Source organism: Streptomyces sp. NPDC007991 (genome assembly GCF_042958445.1).
Classification (GTDB): domain Bacteria; phylum Actinomycetota; class Actinomycetes; order Streptomycetales; family Streptomycetaceae; genus Streptomyces.
Genome location: NZ_JBIBJD010000003.1, coordinates 210,222 through 226,971 on the forward strand (window position 1 = coordinate 210,222; position 16,750 = coordinate 226,971).

Genomic DNA, 16,750 nt, shown 5'->3' on the forward strand with positions numbered 1-16,750 from the left:
GCCACGCCAGCCGAGTTGGTGATGTTCACCCGGGCGGGTGAGCGGGCGCCGGGGTGGGGATGGGTGCGGTTCTTTCACCGTTGAGGTTCTCGGGAAGAGCAGCGGTACGCCGTCGCCCCGCCGCATGGGCGGATTTCGTGACGTTCGCCTCCGGGAGCTGAACCGGGGCCGGAGGGGGCGCGCGGCCCCGCTCCCCAGGCGGTACCTTCGTCCTCTCGTCGATGAGGAGAAGGAACGTGAGCAGCAAGTTCGTGCGGCCCGCCGCCGAGGGTGCCGATCCGTTCGGTACGGCACGTCTGCGGCGTGGAGTGCTGGACGCCTGGGCCACCAGCCCCGCCCGGTTCCGTGAGGACGCCAACGCCGAGGAGGATCTCGTCCTCGGCGGGTACCGGGACCGGCTCGTCGTCGAACTCGCGCAGAACGCCGCCGACGCGGCGGCCCGGGCCGGGGTGCCGGGACGGTTGCGGCTCACCCTGCGTGACGGGGTTCTCGTCGCCGCCAACACCGGCGCTCCGCTGGACGCGGCCGGCGTGGAGTCGCTGTCCACGCTGCGTGCCTCCGCGAAGCGGGAGACCCACGAGCAGGCCGTCGGGCGGTTCGGCGTCGGCTTCGCCGCCGTCCTCGCCGTGACCGACGAGCCCGCCGTCGTCGGCCGGCACGGCGGCGTGCGCTGGTCGCTGGCCGAGGCCCGGGAACTGGCCGCCGAGACCGCCCGGCACAGCCCCGGCCTCGGGGACGAGGTCCGGCGGCGCGACGGTCACGTACCGCTGCTGCGGCTGCCGTTCGCCGCCGAGGGCACCGCCCCCGATCCGTACGACACCGCCGTCATCCTGCCGCTGCGGGACGCGGCCGCCGCCGACCTCGCCGAACGGCTGCTGCGGGCGGTCGACGACGCGCTCCTGCTCACCCTCGCCGGTCTCGAAGAGGTCGTCGTCGAGATCAACGGCGAGAGCCCCCGGACGCTCTCCCGCCGCACCGACGGCCCCTTCACCGTCGTCGACGACTCCGGCGACGGCGTCACCTACTGGCGCACGGCCGCCGCCCACGGCCCTCTCGACCCCGAGCTGCTCACCGGCCGGCCCGTCGAGGAGCGGCTGCGCCCCCACTGGTCGGTCACCTGGGCCGTGCCCGTGGACTCCGACGGCAGCCCGGCCCGGCCCCGCACCAGCCCGGTCGTGCACGCCCCCACCCCCAGCGACGAGCCGCTCGGCGTGCCCGCCCTGCTCATCGCCTCGTTCCCGCTGGACTCCACCCGCCGGCACGCCGCCCCCGGCCCGCTGACCGACTTCCTGATCCAGCGCGCGGCCGACTCCTACACCGAACTCCTCGGCGAGTGGCGGCCGGTGACGGCCGGGCTCATCGATCTCGTGCCGGGCCCGCTGGGCAAGGGCGAGCTGGACGGCGCCCTGCGCCAGGCCATCCTGGAGCGGCTGCCCCGCACGTCGTTCCTGCCGCCCGCCGTCGAGCGCCGCGAGCACGACGGCGACGAGCTGCCCGAGTCGCTGCGGCCCCGGGACGCCGAGGTCGTCGAGGGTGCCGGCGCGGACACGGTGCGGGTGCTCGCCGAGGTGCTGCCCACGCTGCTGCCCGCCGGTCTCGAACGCCGGGCGGAGCTGCGCACCCTGGGTGTCGCCCGGGTGCCGCTGACCGACGCGATCGACCGGCTGGCCGGGCTGGAGAAGGAGCCCGGCTGGTGGCGGCGGCTCTACGACAGCCTGGCGGGAGTCGACCCGGACCGGCTGTCGGGCCTGCCGGTGCCGCTCGCGGACGGGCGTACGACGATCGGTCCCCGGCAGGTCCTGCTGCCGAGCCCCGACGCCACCGGTACGGACCCGGAGACCCTGGCCCGGCTCGGTCTGAAGGTCGCTCACCCGGACGCCGCGCACCCGATCCTGGAGAAGCTGGGCGCCCTGCCCGCGACCCCGCGCGCCGTGCTGACCACCCCGCAGGTCAGGGCCGCCGTCGCCGCGTCGCTCGACGACGAGGGCGGTGTGCTGTGGGAGGAGGACGCCCTCGACTCGGAGGAACTGGCCGACACCGTCCTCGCGTTGGTGCGGGACGCCGGTCTGGAGCCCGGTGACGAGCCCTGGCTGGGCGCGCTCGCGCTGCCCGACGAGGACGGCGAACCGGCCCCGGCCTGCGAACTCGTCTTCCCCGGCGGCCCGTTCGCCCAGGTCATGCGCGAGGGCGAACTGGCCGCGGTGGACGCCGAGCTGGCCTCCAAGTGGGGCGAGCAGCCGCTGGCCGCCTGCGGGGTGCTGGTGAACTTCGCGCTCGTCCGCGCCACCGACGTCGTCCTGGACCCCGACGAACTGGAGCCCCGGGAGGGCGACTTCGCCGAGCCCGACGACCCGGGCCTGCTGGACGCCGTCGATGTGTGGGCGGAGGACATCCTCGACCGTTTCCCGGACAGCCCGGTGCCCCCGGTCGCGACCGAGATCATCGCCGTAAGGGATCTGGACCTGGTCGACGAGGACAAGTGGTCCCAGGCCCTGTCCCTGCTGTCGCAGCCGCCTCTGCGGGACGCGATCGTCCAGCCCGTGCGCGTCCTGCTTCCGGACGGCACGCACGAGGTCGTCCGGCCGTACACGGCGTGGTGGCTGCGCGGGAACCCGGTGCTCGACGGCCGCCGCCCGGCCGGATTGCGGGCCGCCGGCGGCGACCCGCTGCTGCGCGGTCTCTACGAGGAGGCCGACGCGACCGGCTTCGATGACGAGCAGGTGCTGCGGGCGCTGGGTGTCCGGACGTCCGTCGCCGCGCTGCTGGACGAGCCCGGCGGTGCCGCCGAACTCCTCGACCGGCTCGCCGACCCGGAGCGCGAGGTGACGGACGCCCAACTGCACGCGCTGTACGGGGCGCTGGCCGAGCTGGACCCGGAGCAGGTGACCCTGCCGGACGAGCTGCGTGCCGTCATCGACGGCCGGGTGGAGGTCGTGGAGGCGTCCGATGCCGTGGTGTGCGACTCACCGGACCTGCTGCCCTTCACGGCCGGCGTCCCCCTGCTGCCGGTCCGCCCGGCCCGGGCCGCCGATCTGGCCGAACTCTTCCAGGTGCGACGCCTGAGCGAGTCGGTCACCGGGCAGGTCTCCTCCGAGGGCGCCGAACACGACGTCCCGGACTCCGTCCGCGTCCTGCTCGGCCCCCGCACCCCCTCCTCCTACAGCGAGCACGAGGAACTCGTCGTCGACGGCGTCGAGATCGACTGGCGGCTCACCGACGACGGCGTCCTGCACGCCGCCACCCTGGAGGGCGTCGCCGCGGGGCTCGCCTGGGCGGCGGGGCAGTGGCCGCGGCGGTTCGAGGTGGCGGCGCTGCTGGAGGACCCGTCGCGGACGGAGGAGCTGGCGCGGGACCGGTGGTTCGACTGAAGCATGCGGCGGCGCTTGGACGTTCGGTGAAAACTCCCGCACAAATTCTTCATCGTTCGTACAACCAAGCGCTTTGCTCGCGTATCTGATCACGTGAGTCAACAGACTCCACGATCACTTGGGCCCCAGGAGCCGACGATGAGCGCCGGGGCCCCTCTCCACCTGGAGAACGCATGCGTATCCGAGCCACCGTGGCCGCCGTCACCGGCGCCCTGGCCCTTTCCGCACTGGCCGTCCCCGCCGCGCAGGCGGACGACCACATGCCGAACCTGGCCTCGCTGGTCCCCTCCACCTCGAAGGCCACGCCGTTCGCGGCCGCCGGCCCGACTGACGAGGGCGAGGGCGACACGAAGATCACGAGCGTGACCGTCAACGGCGGCAAGAACATCGTCGTCGGCACGACCGTCAAGAAGTCCTTCACCGTCTCCGTGACGGCCACCGACCCGGAGGGCATCTACGACGCCTACCCCGTCCTGTGGCACGGCACGGACCCGGACAACGCCGACGGGGCGCTCGTCCCGGAGAGCCTGGACCAGGAGTTCGTCGGCGACTGCACCAACTCCAGTGCCACCACCGCGACCTGCAAGGTGACGATCGTCGCCGACCCGGCCGTGGACCTCTACAGCAACATCCTGGCCGGCACCTGGAAGGTCTGGGCCGGCGCGGTCGGCAACGACGGTGACTACGTCATCCGCGACGCCTACAAGACCGCCAAGGTCCAGCGCGCCTCCAAGCTGACGGTCAACGCCTCCCCGGAGCCGGTGGCGAAGGGCAAGACCATCACCGTCACCGGCAAGCTGTCCCGGGCGAACTGGGAGGACCACAAGTACCACGGCTACACCGGCCAGCCCGTGAAGCTCCAGTTCCGCAAGAAGGGCTCCGACACCTACACCACGGTGAAGACCATCACGTCGAACAGCACGGGCGAGCTGAAGACCACCGTCAAGGCCGCCACCGACGGCTACTTCCGCTACTCCTTCGCGGGCACGACGACCACCCCGGCCGTCAACGCCACGGGTGACTTCGTCGACGTGCGATAGCCACCGTCCCGCACGGCACGGACGACACCGCCGGCCCCGGAATCCGCTCCGGGACCGGCGGTTCCGTATGTCTCATGGCCCAAGTCCCATGCCCGGGTCAAACATGGGGGATGCGGCGGCAAAACCGGAACGGGGTGTACAACCTGTTCGCGGGCTCGTGGATCTGATCAGCCGAGTCAAGAGACTCCTAGATCACTTCTCCACCTGGGGAACACATGCACATCCGAGCCACCGTGGCCGCCGTCGCCGGCGCCCTGGCCCTTTCCGCCCTCGTCGTCCCGGCCGCGCAGGCCGCCGACGCGTCGTCCGGCAAGGCGGCCTTCAGCTCCGCCTCGGCCGGCGCCGACTCGGGCACCACCGCCTCGACCCTTGACGTCACCTTCTCCGACGTCAAGGTCAACAGCGGCAAGAACATCGCCGTCGGCACCACGAACGTGGTCAGCTTCCCGGTCACCTACACCGTGACCCACGCCGCCGACCTCGACACCAGCTCGGACAACTTCGCCACCGGTCCGCTGATCTACCACGGCTCCTCACTGGACACCGCGGACAACGTCCTCATCAGCGACGACCCCGCCACCTGCACCGCCGCCTCGTCGACCGTCCTCAACTGCAAGGGCGTCATCGCCATACGCCCGGCCGACGGCGACCTGTTCAACTCCGACGCCGGCACCTGGGGCGCCGGCGCCCTCGCCGTCACCAGCGACGGCGACGAGAAGGAGCAGGGCGGCCTGGGCAGCACCAAGGTGCAGCGCTACTCCAAGCTGACCGTCAACGCCGGCCCCGAGCCCGTCTACAAGGGCAAGACCATCACGTCCACCGGCAAGCTGTCCCGCGCCAACTGGGAGGACAACGCCTACCACGGCTACACCAACCAGCCGGTCAAGCTGCAGTTCCGCAAGGCGGGCACCAGCACGTACACCACGGTCAAGACGGTGTACTCCGACCAGTACGGCAACCTGAAGGCCACCGCCACCGCCCAGTACGACGGCTACTGGCGCTTCAGCTTCGCCGGCACGACGACCACCCCGGCGGTCAACGCCACGGGCGACTACGTCGACGTGAGGTAACCCCGGCTACGCCGGCACGCGGCGGTCCACCCACCTCCACAGGAGTTCCAGGGTGGCCGCCGCCACCACCGCGACACCGACCGCCAGCCACGGCAGCGCCAGCCCGACCAGCTTCAGCGCGAAGAAGTGCTGGAGCCCCGGCACGACCAGCACCAGCAGGAACGCCCCGCCCATCGCCGCCACCAGGGCGATCCGCCACCAGGTGTAGGGGCGGGCGATGATCGCCAGGACCCACATCGAGATGAGGAACAGCGTGAGCGTCGCGGCGCTGGTCTCCGCGTCCAGGGCGCCCGCGCCCGTGTAGTGGTGCCGGGCGACCAGATACGTCGCGAAGGTCGCCAGCGCGGCCACCACCCCGCCCGGGATCGCGTACCGCATCACCCGCCGTACGAAGTTCGGCCGCGCGCGTTCCTTGTTGGGCGCGAGCGCCAGGAAGAAGGCCGGGATTCCGATCGTCAGGGTCGACAGCAGCGTCAGATGGCGCGGCAGGAACGGGTACTCGACCTGCGAGCAGACCACCATGATCGCCAGCAGCACCGAGTAGACCGTCTTGACGAGGAACAGGGTCGCGACCCGTGTGATGTTGCCGATGACGCGGCGGCCCTCCGCCACCACCGACGGCAGCGTCGCGAAGCTGTTGTTCAGCAGCACGATCTGCGCGACCGCCCGGGTCGCCTCGGAGCCGGAGCCCATCGCGACGCCGATGTCGGCGTCCTTCAGGGCGAGGACGTCGTTCACGCCGTCGCCCGTCATCGCGACCGTGTGCCCCCGGGACTGCAACGCGCCCACCATGGTCCGCTTCTGCTGCGGGGTGACCCGCCCGAACACCGTGCCGTCGTCCAGGGTCCGCGCCATCGCGTCCTGCTCGGCGGGCAGCCGGCGCGCGTCCACCGTGGCGCCGGACAGCCCCAGCCTGGTCGCGACCGCGCCGACCGACACCGCGTTGTCGCCGGAGATGACCTTGGCGGCCACGTCCTGGTCGGCGAAGTAGCGCAGCGTCCCGGCCGCGTCCGGCCGCAGCCGCTGTTCCAGGACCACCAGCGCGACGGGCTTCGCTCCCTCGGCCACCTCCGGGTCGTCGAGGTCCCGGTCGACCCGGGCCAGCAGCAGCACCCGCAGGCCCTGCTCGTTCAGCCGCCCCGTCTCGGCGAGGGCCGGGTCGTCGTCGGGCAGCAGCACGTCCGGCGCCCCGAGCAGCCAGGTGCTGGTGTCCCCGTCGGCCTCGGCGAACGCGGCGCCGCTGTACTTGCGGGCGGAGGAGAACGGCAGCGCCCGGGTGCAGCGCCAGTCCTCGGCCGCCGGGTAGGCGTCGATGATCGCCTTGAGGGAGGCGTTCGGCCGGGGGTCGGACCCGCCGAGGGCGCCGAGCACCCGGCGTACGTACGTCTCGTCGGAGCCCTGCAGGGGCCGCAGCTCGGTGAGGTCCATGCCGCCCTCGGTGAGGGTGCCGGTCTTGTCGAGGCAGACCGTGTCGACCCGGGCCAGGCCCTCGATCGCGGGCAGCTCCTGGACGAGGCACTGCTTGCGGCCGAGGCGGATGACGCCGATGGCGAAGGCGACCGAGGTGAGCAGGACCAGCCCCTCGGGGACCATCGGGATGATACCGCCGACCGTGCGGGCGAGGGAGTCGTCGAAGGCGTTCTCCTTCACGAACAGCTGGCTGATGATCAGGCCGATCGCGGTCGGGACCATCATCCACGTGACGTACTTGAGGATCGTGGAGATGCCGGAGCGCAGCTCGGACTGGACGAGCGTGAACCGGGACGCCTCCTCGGCGAGCTGCGCGGCATACGCCTCCCGCCCGACCTTCGTGGCCTGGAAGGCCCCGCCGCCCGCGACCACGAAGCTGCCCGACATCAGCTGGTCGCCGGGGCGTTTGACGACCGGGTCGGCCTCGCCCGTCAGCAGCGACTCGTCGATCTCCAGCCCGTCGGCCTCGGCGCAGACGCCGTCGACGACGACCTTGTCGCCGGGCCCGATCTCGATCAGGTCGTCGAGGACGATCTCGGAGGTGCTGACCTGGCCGGAGGCCCCGTCCCGGCGGACGGTGGGACGCACCTCACCGATCAGCGCGAGCGAGTCCAGCGTCTTCTTCGCCCGCCACTCCTGGACGATCCCGATGCCGGTGTTGGCGAGGATCACGAAGCCGAACAGGCTGTCCTGGATCGGCGCGACGAACAGCATGATCAGCCACAGCACGCCGATGATCGCGTTGAAGCGGGTGAAGACGTTCGCGCGGACGATGTCGACGGTGGAGCGGCTGCCGCGCACCGGCACGTCGTTGACCTGGCCGCGTTCCACCCGCTCGGTGACCTGGGCCGTGGTCAGGCCGGTCTCGCGTGAGGTGACCGTCACCGGCCGCGCGGAGTCGGGCCGGGCACCCGCGTCGAGATGCGTCATGCATTCGACGGTACGTGCGGTTTTGCCGCTTCACCCGCCGAATGCGCGGAAGATCCGACCTGGGGACGACGGACGTCGTGCCCTGGTCGTACGGCAGTTGTACGGCCTCGGGTCTCCGTCGGTTTCTAGTCGGCCTGGGGAGTCGCCTGGTCGGTCTGAGGGGTCGCCGTCAGCTCCTGTGCCGCCGCCCGTTTGATCGCGGCATCGCGCTTGCGGACGTACCAGATGCCGATCAGCCCCAGGCCGCCGCCGGCCAGGCAGGTCCACACCCACCAGGTGTGGCCGTGGTCGTCGAACCAGCCGTAGAAGGGGAGCTGGACCAGGAAGAGGACGAACCAGAGGATCGTGCCGCCGGTGACGGTGGCGACCACGGGGCCCTCCAGGGGCTCCGGTGCCTCGTGTCTGGGGGTCCATTTCGCCATGGGGACAGCTTACGAGGCGATCGGGTCTACGCGCGGAGATGTGCGTTCGCGACCTTATATGTTCATACTGAAACGGTTTGTGTCTGATCACTTCTCTTCGTAGGAAACACCAACCACATGTCCTCCTCGGCTCCCACCAAGGTCCCCGCCCCTGAACAGCCGGGAGCCGGGTCCGCGTACGGCGCACTCGACCGCTTCTTCCGGATCTCCGAGCGGGGCAGCACGCTGTCCCGTGAGGTCCGGGGCGGCCTCGCCACCTTCTTCGCGATGGCCTACATCATCGTGCTGAACCCGATCATCCTCGGCAGCGCCAAGGACATGTACGGTCACCAGCTCGACAACGGACAGCTGGTCACCGCGACGGCCCTCACGGCCGCGCTCACCACCCTCCTCATGGGCGTCATCGGCAATGTGCCGATCGCGCTCGCCGCCGGCCTCGGGGTGAACTCGGTCGTCGCCCTCCAGCTCGCCCCCCGCATGTCCTGGCCGGACGCGATGGGCATGGTGGTCCTCGCCGGGTTCGTGGTCATGCTGCTGGTCGCCACGGGGCTGCGCGAGCGCGTGATGAACGCCGTCCCCTACGGGCTGCGCAAGGCCATCTCCATCGGCATCGGCCTGTTCATCATGCTGATCGGTCTCGTCGACTCCGGTTTCGTCTCCCGTATCCCGGACGCCGCCCAGACCACCGTCCCGCTCCAGCTCGGCGGTGACGGCCACCTGGGCGGCTGGCCGGTGCTGGTCTTCGTCCTGGGTGTGCTGCTCACGCTCGCCCTGATCGTGCGCAAGGTCTCCGGCGCGATCCTGATCTCGATCGTCGCCATGACCGTCGTGGCCATGGTCATCGAGGCCGTGGCCAAGGTGCCGAGCTGGGGACTCACCGCCCCGAAGTGGCCCGGCAACCCCGTCGCCGGCCCCGACTTCGGGCTGGTCGGGCAGGTCAGCCTGTTCGGCGGGTTCGAGAAGGTCGGGGTGCTGACCGGTGTGCTGTTCGTCTTCACCGTGCTGCTGTCGTGCTTCTTCGACGCGATGGGCACGATCATGGGCGTCTCGGACGAGGCGAAGCTGACCGACGCGCAGGGGCAGATGCCCGGCATCAACAAGGTGCTGTTCGTCGACGGTCTCGCGGTCGCCGCCGGCGGTGCCAGCTCCTCCTCGGCGACCACCGCCTTCGTCGAGTCCACGGCCGGTGTCGGTGAGGGCGCGCGCACCGGCCTCGCGAACGTCGTCACCGGCGGTCTCTTCGCCGCGGCCCTGTTCCTGACGCCGGTCGCCACGATGGTGCCGTCCCAGGCGGCCACCCCGGCCCTGCTCGCGGTCGGCTTCCTGATCCTGGCCGGCTCGGTGAAGGAGATCGACTGGGCGGACTACACGATCGCCATCCCGGCCTTCGTGACGATGCTGATGATGCCGTTCACGTACTCGATCACCAACGGCATCGGCATGGGCTTCGTCACCTTCGTGGTGCTGCGGCTGGCGGCGGGGCGGGGCCGGGAGGTGCCGGCGGCGATGTACGCGGTGGCGGCGGTGTTCGCGTTCTACTACCTGATGCCGGCGCTGGGTCTGACCTGATCCTCGTCCTCGTCGCCCGAGCCGGGTGACCCGTAGAACCTCTCCGTCTCCTCGACGGCGGCCTGGAAACGCTGGTCGAAGTCATCTCGAACAAGCATCCGGACGACGTAGTCCTGGACGCTCATTCCCCTTTTCGCGGCATGGTGCCGCAGCCGCTGAAGCAGCTCGTGGTCTATTCGCAGGCTGAGCACACTGGTCCCCATGACCGAAGGGTCGCGGCACCCTTCGGTCCGGTGTGTCACGTTCCACCATCGGATCACCCATACGAGTGATGTCATGGTTCAGTGGCCAGGGTCACGGGCCTTCATGTGCGCCCCGGGTGGTATTTAGCGAGAGTAATGAGTTACGCTAAAGAACATGCCGGACCTCAGCCATGGCGACGACGTAGCCGCCGTGAACTCCCTCCGATCCGCCGTGATGCGGCTGTCCCGTCGGCTCAAGCACCAGCGGGTCGACGAGTCGCTCAGCCCCACCGAGATGTCGGTGCTCGGCACCCTGTCCCTGTGCGGCAGGGCCACCCCGGGCGAGCTCGCCCGCAAGGAGCACGTCCAGCCGCCCTCGATGACCCGCATCGTGGCGCTGCTGGAGTCCAAGGGACTGGTCCGTCTGGAGCCGCACCCCGAGGACCGGCGCCAGAAGGTCGTGACGCGCACCGAGCAGGCCGAAGCGATGCTCGAGGAGAGCCGCCGCAAGCGGAACGCGTTCCTGGCCTCGCTGGTGGAGAACCTCGACGAGGACGAGTGGGCGACATTGCGCGCCGCCGCCCCCGTGCTGGAGAAACTCGCGCATCTGTAAGCCGTAGTCGTCGCCGCGAGTGAGCCGTAGGGGCGCGCCGGTGTCGAGGGGCCGAGCGCGCGGAGACCCGAAGGGGTGACCACGGTCGGCCCCCCGACACCGGCTCCAGCGCCCCGAAGGCGAACGAGCAGAGAAAAAGGAGGCGAACCCTTTTGAGTTCGGGACCCGGAGCAGCTTCCGCCCCCGCACCTGATCCCCACGATTCCCCGCCCACCTCCGACACCCGCCCCTCCGGTGACGCCCGGCCGGTCCGCAAGTCCTCGATGTTCTCCTCCCTGAAGGTCAGGAACTACCGCCTGTTCTTCATGGGTCAGGTGGTCTCCAACATCGGCACCTGGATGCAGCGCATCGCCCAGGACTGGCTGGTCCTCAGCCTCACCGGCTCCTCCGCGGCCGTCGGCATCACGACGGCACTGCAGTTCCTGCCGATGCTGCTCTTCGGCCTCTACGGCGGTGTCCTCGTCGACCGGCTGCGCAAGCGGCCGGCCCTGCTCGTCACACAGTCGGCGATGGCCCTCACCGCCCTCGCCCTCGCCGTCCTCACCCTCACTGGCCAGGTCCAGGTGTGGCACGTGTACGTCGCCGCCTTCGCGGTCGGTCTCGCCACGGTGGTCGACAACCCGGCCCGGCAGTCCTTCGTCTCCGAGCTGGTCGGCCCGCGGCAGCTGCAGAACGCGGTCAGCCTGAACTCCGCGAACTTCCAGTCCGCCCGCCTGATCGGCCCCGCGGTCGCGGGCATATTGATCACCGGCGTCGGCACCGGCTACGCGTTCCTCTTCAACGGCCTGTCCTTCATCGCCCCGCTCACCGGCCTGCTGCTGATGCGCGCCCGCGACCTGCACGTCGTCGAACGCGCCCCGCGCGGCAAGGGCCAGCTGCGGGAAGGCGTGCGGTACGTCACCGGCCGCCCGGAGCTGATCTGGCCGATCGTGCTGGTCGGGTTCGTCGGCACCTTCGCCTTCAACTTCCCCGTCTACCTCTCGGCCTTCGCGGACGACGTGTTCCACGCGGGCGCGGGCGCCTACAGCATGTTCAACACGCTGATGGCGGTCGGCTCCGTCGCGGGCGCGCTGCTCGCCGCCCGGCGCGGCACGGCCCGGCTGCGGCTGCTGATCGCGGCGGCCATGGTCTTCGGCGCGCTGGAGATGCTGGCGGCGACCACCCCCACCCTGTGGATGTTCGCGCTGCTCATGATCCCGCTGGGCCTGTTCGGCATGACGGTCAACGTCACCACGAACACCAGCATCCAGATGTCCACGGACCCGGCCATGCGCGGCCGTGTCATGGCCCTCTACATGATGGTCTTCCTCGGCGGCTCCCCGGTCGGCGCGCCGATCGTCGGCTGGGTCACCGACACGTACGGCGCCCGGGTCGGCCTCGCGGCCGGCGGTGCCGTCGCGGCCGTCGCCGCGGCCGTGATCGGCCTGATCCTCGCCCGCGTCGGCAACCTCCGGCTGTCGGTCGGCTGGCACCGCGGCCACCCACGGGTGCGGTTCGTGCCCCGGGAGCAGCAGGAGCAGCTGGCACCGGCGGCGTAGCGATGCGTGGCTGGGAGGCTCACACCCTCCTGGCCAGCAGCTGGCCCGGCCAGTTGTTCTCGCCGACCGTGAAGGCCTCGGTCCGGGTGAAGCCGCCTGCCTCGTAATAGCGGACGAGCTTGCCGTCGTCGCCGGCGTAGCAGTCGACCCGCAACAGGCCCACGCCTGCCCGCCGGGTCACCTCGGCGGCGTGCGTGAGGAGCGCGCTGCCCACGCCGTGGCCCTTGAAGCGGCGGTCGGAGGCGAGCCAGTGGATGTACCGCTCGGGCTCGCCGGGCCCCGCGAGGTGGGACAGGTAGGCGCCGGGCGAGTCGGTGAGGGTGAGGGTGGCGGCGGGCACGCCGTCGGCATCGGCCATGAACACGCTGCCCTCGTCGATGTACCGGCCGACCGACTCCACCGTCTTCGGGCTCCGGGACAGGGGCTTCGTCCCCCATTGCCCCGTGCGCCCCTGCGAGACCAGCCACTCCACGCAGCTGTCGAGCATGCCGAGGATCGCGGGAACGTCGTCGGGGCCGCCTTCTCTGATGGTGATCTCCATGGCCTCATGGTGTCAGGCTGGAGTCATGAGACTCTTCGCCGCCGTGCTCCCCCCGGACGGGGTGATCCGCGAACTCGGTGCCGTGGTGGACGCGCTGCGCAAGCTGCCCGGGGCGGACGGGCTGCGGTGGACCGGCCGCCCGGGCTGGCACTTCACCCTCGCCTTCTACGGCGAGGTCGACGACGGGCTCCTGCCGGAGCTGTCGGCCCGGCTGGAGCGGGCCGCTCGCCGTACCGGTCCCTTTCCGCTGGCCGTGCGGGGTGGCGGCCAGTTCGGCCACGGGCGTGCCCTGTGGGCCGGGGCGGAGGGGGACCTGGCGGCCCTGCGGGTGCTGGCCGGGCGGGCGGAGGCGGCGGCGCGCCGCGCGGGCGTGCCGATGGGGGAGCACCGGCGATACAAGCCGCACCTCACGCTGGCGCGCAGTCGGGACGCGGCCGAGGTGCGGGCCTGTGTCGAGGCCCTGGACGCGTTCGCGAGCGGCACCTGGACCGTGGAGGACCTGGTGCTGGTGCGGAGCGAGCTGCCGACCTCGGGGGTTCCGGGGGAGCAGCCCCGGTACGAGGCGGTCGGCCGCTGGCCGCTCGGAGGCGCCGGTTAGGCTCGGGGCGTGGACCCGAAGACCCGGAACCGGATCATGGCCGGTGTGCTCGTGCTGATGTTTCTTGTTGTCGCCTTGGCTTCCGTGCTCGGGAGGTAGGGCGGCGGCCGGGGAACTGCGGACGGCCGCTTTCCGGCTGCGGGCCGGTGGGGGTTGGTCGCGCAGTTCCCCGCGCCCCTGACCAAGAAGGGCGTCTACCAGGCGAAGGCCTCCGGCGACGGCCCCGGGCCCGGGAAGATCTCGTCAAGGCCCGTCAGGAGTTCCTCGGAGAGCTCCAGCTCGGACGCGCGCACCGCGGAGGCGAGCTGTTCGGCCGTGCGCGGGCCGACGATCGGGCCGGTCACGCCGGGCCGGGTGAGCAGCCAGGCCAGGGCGGCCTCGCCGGGCTCGATGCCGTGCTTGTCGAGCAGGTCCTCGTAGGACTGGATCCGCGCGCGGGTGGCGGGGTCGGCGAGCGCGTCGGCCGCGCGGCCGGAGGCACGGCGTCCGCCCTCGACCTCCTTCCTGATCACACCGCCCAGCAGACCGCCGTGCAGCGGCGACCACGGGATCACGCCGAGGCCGTACTCCTGCGCCGCCGGGATGACCTCCATCTCGGCACGCCGCTCGGCGAGGTTGTACAGGCACTGCTCGCTGACCAGCCCGATGGTCCCGCCCCGCCGGGCGGCGATCTCGTTGGCCTGGGCGATCTTGTAGCCGGGGAAGTTCGACGACCCGGCGTAGAGGATCTTGCCCTGCTGGACCAGGACGTCGATGGCCTGCCAGATCTCCTCGAAGGGCGTGTTCCGGTCGATGTGGTGGAACTGGTAGACGTCGATGTGGTCGGTCTGGAGCCGCTTGAGGCTGGCGTCCACGGCCCGCCGGATGTTGAGGGCGGAGAGCTTGTCGTGGTTGGGCCAGGCCGGGCCGTCGGCGCCCATGCTGCCGTACACCTTCGTGGCGAGGACGACCTTGTCGCGCCGCCCCTCGCCCTTGGCGAACCAGTTGCCGATGATGCTCTCGGTGCGGCCCTTGTTCTCGCCCCAGCCGTACACGTTGGCGGTGTCGAAGAAGTTGATGCCCGCGTCCAGCGCCGCGTCCATGATGGCGTGGCTGTCGGCCTCGTCGGTCTGCGGGCCGAAGTTCATGGTGCCGAGGACGAGCCGGCTGACCTTGAGTCCCGTGCGTCCGAGCTGCGTGTACTTCATGGTGCCCAAGCCAACTTCTTGAAGTGCGCTCCAAGCAAGCACGCGGTGAGCTGGAACGGGGTTTTTGATGCGGCGTCGTCAGTCGCGGGGGAACTCGTCCGTCTTGAGGGTGAGGCCGATGTCCGTGATGGTGAGGTCGACGCCCCCGCCGAAGGCGACCGTCGTCTCCGTGAGGTAGTCGCCGTCCTTGGGCTGGGTGTAGAGGTGGCACTTGCCCTGGTACGGGTCGGCGATGAGGTAGACGGGGACCTCGGCGAGGGCGTAGGCGGTCTTCTTGGGGCCGTAGTCGTTGTGGGCCGTGCCCTTCGAGATGACTTCGGCCACGAACTCGATGTCCTGGCAGCGCCAGAGACCCCTCTCGTTCTTCTCGGCTCCCTCGGCCACGAGGGTCACGTCGGAGGCGAATCCGTTGAGGTGCCCCGGGTAGTCGACGCGGACGTCCGATTTCACGCGCTTGCGCGGGTACCTGGTACGCAGCTGCTCGTAAATGTCGGCGATGATCTCCCAGTGCGTGTCCCGCTGCGGCGACATGAAGATGGCCCCCCCGACGATCTCGACCTTGTAACCCTCGGGGGTGGTCCGCTCGAGCGACTCGAACAGCTCGTCCAACGTCAGCTCGTCGTCTGCCTCGGCCATCTCGATCCTGTCTTCGAGGACGGTCATCGTGGCGCTCCTCCCCGGCCACCCCATGGACGTGGGCGGCCGCGCAATACAACGATACGCACGGTGACCAGGACACGGGAAAGAAGCGCATATGCCAGACCAGCCCGCCACCGAGCACCTCGTCCAGCTCCTCCGCACCACCCTCGGCGACTCGCTCCTCGGCGTCTACCTGCACGGCTCCGCCACCCTCGGCGGCCTGCGCCCGCACAGTGACATCGACGTCCTGGCCGTCGTCCGGGAGTCCGCGACACACGCCCAACGCCGGGCCCTGGTCGAGGAGTTGCTCACGGTGTCCGGCGTGGACGGGCGGCGGCACGTGGAGCTGATCGTCGTCGTACAGGACGACGTACGGCCCTGGCGCTACCCGCCCACCTGCCACTTCCTCTACGGCGACTGGCTGCGGCAGGACTACGAGCGCGGAGTGACCCCGGCCCCCGAACCCAGCCCCGACCTCGCGCCTCTCCTCACGATGGTCCTGCGCGCCGACGCCCCGCTGCACGGGCCGCCGCCCGCCGAGCTCCTCGACCCCGTCCCGCACGACGACTTCAGGCGCGCCATCGTCGCCGGCGTGCCGGAGCTGATGGCCGAGCTGGACTCCGACACCCGCAACGTGCTGCTCACCCTCGCCCGGATCTGGACCACCCTCACCACCGGGACCATCCGCTCGAAGGACGCGGCTGCCGCGTGGGCCCTCGACCGGCTCCCCGCCGAGCACCGGCCCGCCCTCGCCCGCGCCCGGGCCGTCTACCTGGGGGACGAGACGGAGCGCTGGGACGACCTGGCGCCCCGGCCCTGCGCGGAGTTCCTGACCCGGGTGATCACCGAGAGTTACTCCTCGTAGGGCTCGCCGAGGTCCCAGGCCTGGTACATCGCCTCGGCGAAGGCCGCCGCGATCTTGTGCTCGCCGCTGTCGTTGGGGTGGGTGCCGTCGTAGGTGTCGGCGTCGATGTCGTACGACGGCGGGGTCGAGGCCAGGAGGACGGGCGAGCCGGGCTCGTCGAGGTCGGCGGCCGTCTTCGCCAGCAGTTCGTTGAAGCGGGCGACCTCGGCGGCGAAGGCCGGGTCGGACTGGGCCCGCACGTTCGGGGTCACCGGCAGCCACACCATCCGCACCCGCCGGTTCGCTTCGCGGGCCTCGGCGGCGAAGGCCCTCACGTTCTCGGCGGTCTGCTCGGCGTTCGTGTAGAAGCCCAGGTCGATCAGGCCGAGGGAGACCAGGAGGACATCCGCGCGGCACGACCGCACGGCCTCGCCGATCAGCGGCGCCATGTGCAGCCAGCCCTCGCCCCAGCCGGCCAGATGGGCACGCGGGAAGTCCGGGTCGGCGTACGCGTACGAGGTCGGGGCGTCGGCGAGTTTGTCGTGCAGCGTCTCGCGCGGGCCGACGAGGGTGAAGGGGCCGCCGTAGCAACGGCACAGGTGCTGCCACATCCGGTAGCGCCACGTGTGTTCGCCCGCGCTCCCGATCGTCATGGAGTCACCGACGGGCATGAACCTGAGCATCCGCTCATCATGGACGATCAGACGGGCGGACGGGGTGTGAGTCGGGCCACGGACCC

At 71.0% G+C, this 16,750-nt stretch carries 14 protein-coding genes and 1 pseudogene; 8 read left to right on the forward strand and 7 right to left on the reverse strand.

Annotation, left to right across the window (positions count from 1 at the left end):
• Nucleotides 1–221: 221 nt before the first annotated feature.
• From ACFZDA_RS09415 to ACFZDA_RS09425, 3 genes are all read left to right on the forward strand, one after another.
• The gene (locus ACFZDA_RS09415) at nucleotides 222–3,368 is read left to right on the forward strand and encodes a sacsin N-terminal ATP-binding-like domain-containing protein (protein ID WP_391077394.1); all 3,147 of its coding nucleotides are present in this window, start codon (nucleotides 222–224) and stop codon (nucleotides 3,366–3,368) included.
• Between the two features lie 173 nt (nucleotides 3,369–3,541).
• Complete coding sequence (locus ACFZDA_RS09420; RefSeq protein WP_391077397.1) at nucleotides 3,542–4,408, forward strand: calcium-binding protein; 867 nt, start codon at nucleotides 3,542–3,544, stop codon at nucleotides 4,406–4,408.
• A gap of 215 nt (nucleotides 4,409–4,623) precedes the next feature.
• The gene (locus ACFZDA_RS09425; RefSeq protein ID WP_391077400.1) at nucleotides 4,624–5,478 is read left to right on the forward strand and encodes a hypothetical protein; all 855 of its coding nucleotides are present in this window, start codon (nucleotides 4,624–4,626) and stop codon (nucleotides 5,476–5,478) included.
• 6 nt (nucleotides 5,479–5,484) lie between these two features.
• On the opposite strand, the gene ACFZDA_RS09430 is transcribed toward ACFZDA_RS09425, so the two are convergent.
• Both ACFZDA_RS09430 and ACFZDA_RS09435 read right to left on the reverse strand, forming a co-directional pair.
• Nucleotides 5,485–7,878, reverse strand: a complete 2,394-nt coding sequence (locus ACFZDA_RS09430; RefSeq protein ID WP_391077403.1) for an HAD-IC family P-type ATPase — start codon at nucleotides 7,876–7,878, stop codon at nucleotides 5,485–5,487.
• A 125-nt stretch (nucleotides 7,879–8,003) separates the two neighbouring features.
• Nucleotides 8,004–8,300, reverse strand: a complete 297-nt coding sequence (locus tag ACFZDA_RS09435; RefSeq protein ID WP_391077406.1) for a DUF2530 domain-containing protein — start codon at nucleotides 8,298–8,300, stop codon at nucleotides 8,004–8,006.
• A 117-nt stretch (nucleotides 8,301–8,417) separates the two neighbouring features.
• On the opposite strand from ACFZDA_RS09435, the gene ACFZDA_RS09440 reads away from it, so the two are divergent.
• Complete coding sequence (locus ACFZDA_RS09440) at nucleotides 8,418–9,869, forward strand: solute carrier family 23 protein (RefSeq protein ID WP_391077408.1); 1,452 nt, start codon at nucleotides 8,418–8,420, stop codon at nucleotides 9,867–9,869.
• Nucleotides 9,870–9,898: 29 nt separating this feature from the next.
• On the opposite strand, the pseudogene ACFZDA_RS09445 reads toward ACFZDA_RS09440, so the two are convergent.
• A pseudogene (locus ACFZDA_RS09445) lies at nucleotides 9,899–10,072 on the reverse strand (ribbon-helix-helix protein, CopG family); the annotation flags it as partial.
• 154 nt (nucleotides 10,073–10,226) lie between these two features.
• Between ACFZDA_RS09445 and ACFZDA_RS09450 the strand changes: the two are divergent.
• Nucleotides 10,227–10,664 (forward strand): MarR family transcriptional regulator, encoded by a 438-nt coding sequence (locus ACFZDA_RS09450; RefSeq protein WP_391077410.1) that lies wholly within the window; start codon nucleotides 10,227–10,229, stop codon nucleotides 10,662–10,664.
• Between the two features lie 152 nt (nucleotides 10,665–10,816).
• Nucleotides 10,817–12,202 (forward strand): MFS transporter, encoded by a 1,386-nt coding sequence (locus ACFZDA_RS09455; protein ID WP_391077412.1) that lies wholly within the window; start codon nucleotides 10,817–10,819, stop codon nucleotides 12,200–12,202.
• A gap of 19 nt (nucleotides 12,203–12,221) precedes the next feature.
• Here the strand turns inward: ACFZDA_RS09455 and ACFZDA_RS09460 are convergent, their stop codons facing one another.
• Nucleotides 12,222–12,743: a GNAT family N-acetyltransferase gene (locus tag ACFZDA_RS09460; protein WP_391077415.1), complete on the reverse strand. Its 522-nt coding sequence runs from the start codon at nucleotides 12,741–12,743 to the stop codon at nucleotides 12,222–12,224.
• A gap of 25 nt (nucleotides 12,744–12,768) precedes the next feature.
• On the opposite strand from ACFZDA_RS09460, the gene thpR reads away from it, so the two are divergent.
• On the forward strand, nucleotides 12,769–13,341 hold the full coding sequence (gene thpR, locus ACFZDA_RS09465) for an RNA 2',3'-cyclic phosphodiesterase (RefSeq protein ID WP_391077419.1): 573 nt from the start codon (nucleotides 12,769–12,771) through the stop codon (nucleotides 13,339–13,341).
• Nucleotides 13,342–13,535: 194 nt separating this feature from the next.
• On the opposite strand, the gene ACFZDA_RS09470 is transcribed toward thpR, so the two are convergent.
• Together ACFZDA_RS09470 and ACFZDA_RS09475 are read right to left on the reverse strand one after the other, a co-directional pair.
• Entirely contained in the window at nucleotides 13,536–14,528 is a 993-nt protein-coding gene (locus ACFZDA_RS09470) for an aldo/keto reductase (protein ID WP_391078542.1), read from the reverse strand.
• 78 nt (nucleotides 14,529–14,606) lie between these two features.
• Nucleotides 14,607–15,191: a Uma2 family endonuclease gene (locus tag ACFZDA_RS09475; RefSeq protein WP_391077421.1), complete on the reverse strand. Its 585-nt coding sequence runs from the start codon at nucleotides 15,189–15,191 to the stop codon at nucleotides 14,607–14,609.
• Nucleotides 15,192–15,282: 91 nt separating this feature from the next.
• On the opposite strand from ACFZDA_RS09475, the gene ACFZDA_RS09480 reads away from it, so the two are divergent.
• The gene (locus tag ACFZDA_RS09480) at nucleotides 15,283–16,032 is read left to right on the forward strand and encodes an aminoglycoside adenylyltransferase family protein (RefSeq protein WP_391077423.1); all 750 of its coding nucleotides are present in this window, start codon (nucleotides 15,283–15,285) and stop codon (nucleotides 16,030–16,032) included.
• Here ACFZDA_RS09480 and ACFZDA_RS09485 read toward each other — a convergent pair.
• Entirely contained in the window at nucleotides 16,020–16,694 is a 675-nt protein-coding gene (locus ACFZDA_RS09485; RefSeq protein ID WP_391077426.1) for a GDSL-type esterase/lipase family protein, read from the reverse strand. The genes ACFZDA_RS09480 and ACFZDA_RS09485 overlap by 13 nt on opposite strands.
• Nucleotides 16,695–16,750: the final 56 nt, after the last annotated feature.

Coding starts and splice junctions, on each gene's coding strand:
- ACFZDA_RS09415 (WP_391077394.1), top strand. CDS start 222: ATGAGGAGAAGGAACGTGAGCAGCAAGTTCGTGCGGCCCGCCGCCGAG.
- ACFZDA_RS09420 (WP_391077397.1), top strand. CDS start 3,542: ATGCGTATCCGAGCCACCGTGGCCGCCGTCACCGGCGCCCTGGCCCTT.
- ACFZDA_RS09425 (WP_391077400.1), top strand. CDS start 4,624: ATGCACATCCGAGCCACCGTGGCCGCCGTCGCCGGCGCCCTGGCCCTT.
- ACFZDA_RS09430 (WP_391077403.1), bottom strand. CDS start 7,878: ATGACGCATCTCGACGCGGGTGCCCGGCCCGACTCCGCGCGGCCGGTG.
- ACFZDA_RS09435 (WP_391077406.1), bottom strand. CDS start 8,300: ATGGCGAAATGGACCCCCAGACACGAGGCACCGGAGCCCCTGGAGGGC.
- ACFZDA_RS09440 (WP_391077408.1), top strand. CDS start 8,418: ATGTCCTCCTCGGCTCCCACCAAGGTCCCCGCCCCTGAACAGCCGGGA.
- ACFZDA_RS09450 (WP_391077410.1), top strand. CDS start 10,227: ATGCCGGACCTCAGCCATGGCGACGACGTAGCCGCCGTGAACTCCCTC.
- ACFZDA_RS09460 (WP_391077415.1), bottom strand. CDS start 12,743: ATGGAGATCACCATCAGAGAAGGCGGCCCCGACGACGTTCCCGCGATC.
- thpR (WP_391077419.1), top strand. CDS start 12,769: ATGAGACTCTTCGCCGCCGTGCTCCCCCCGGACGGGGTGATCCGCGAA.
- ACFZDA_RS09470 (WP_391078542.1), bottom strand. CDS start 14,528: ATGAAGTACACGCAGCTCGGACGCACGGGACTCAAGGTCAGCCGGCTC.
- ACFZDA_RS09475 (WP_391077421.1), bottom strand. CDS start 15,191: ATGACCGTCCTCGAAGACAGGATCGAGATGGCCGAGGCAGACGACGAG.
- ACFZDA_RS09480 (WP_391077423.1), top strand. CDS start 15,283: ATGCCAGACCAGCCCGCCACCGAGCACCTCGTCCAGCTCCTCCGCACC.
- ACFZDA_RS09485 (WP_391077426.1), bottom strand. CDS start 16,694: ATGCTCAGGTTCATGCCCGTCGGTGACTCCATGACGATCGGGAGCGCG.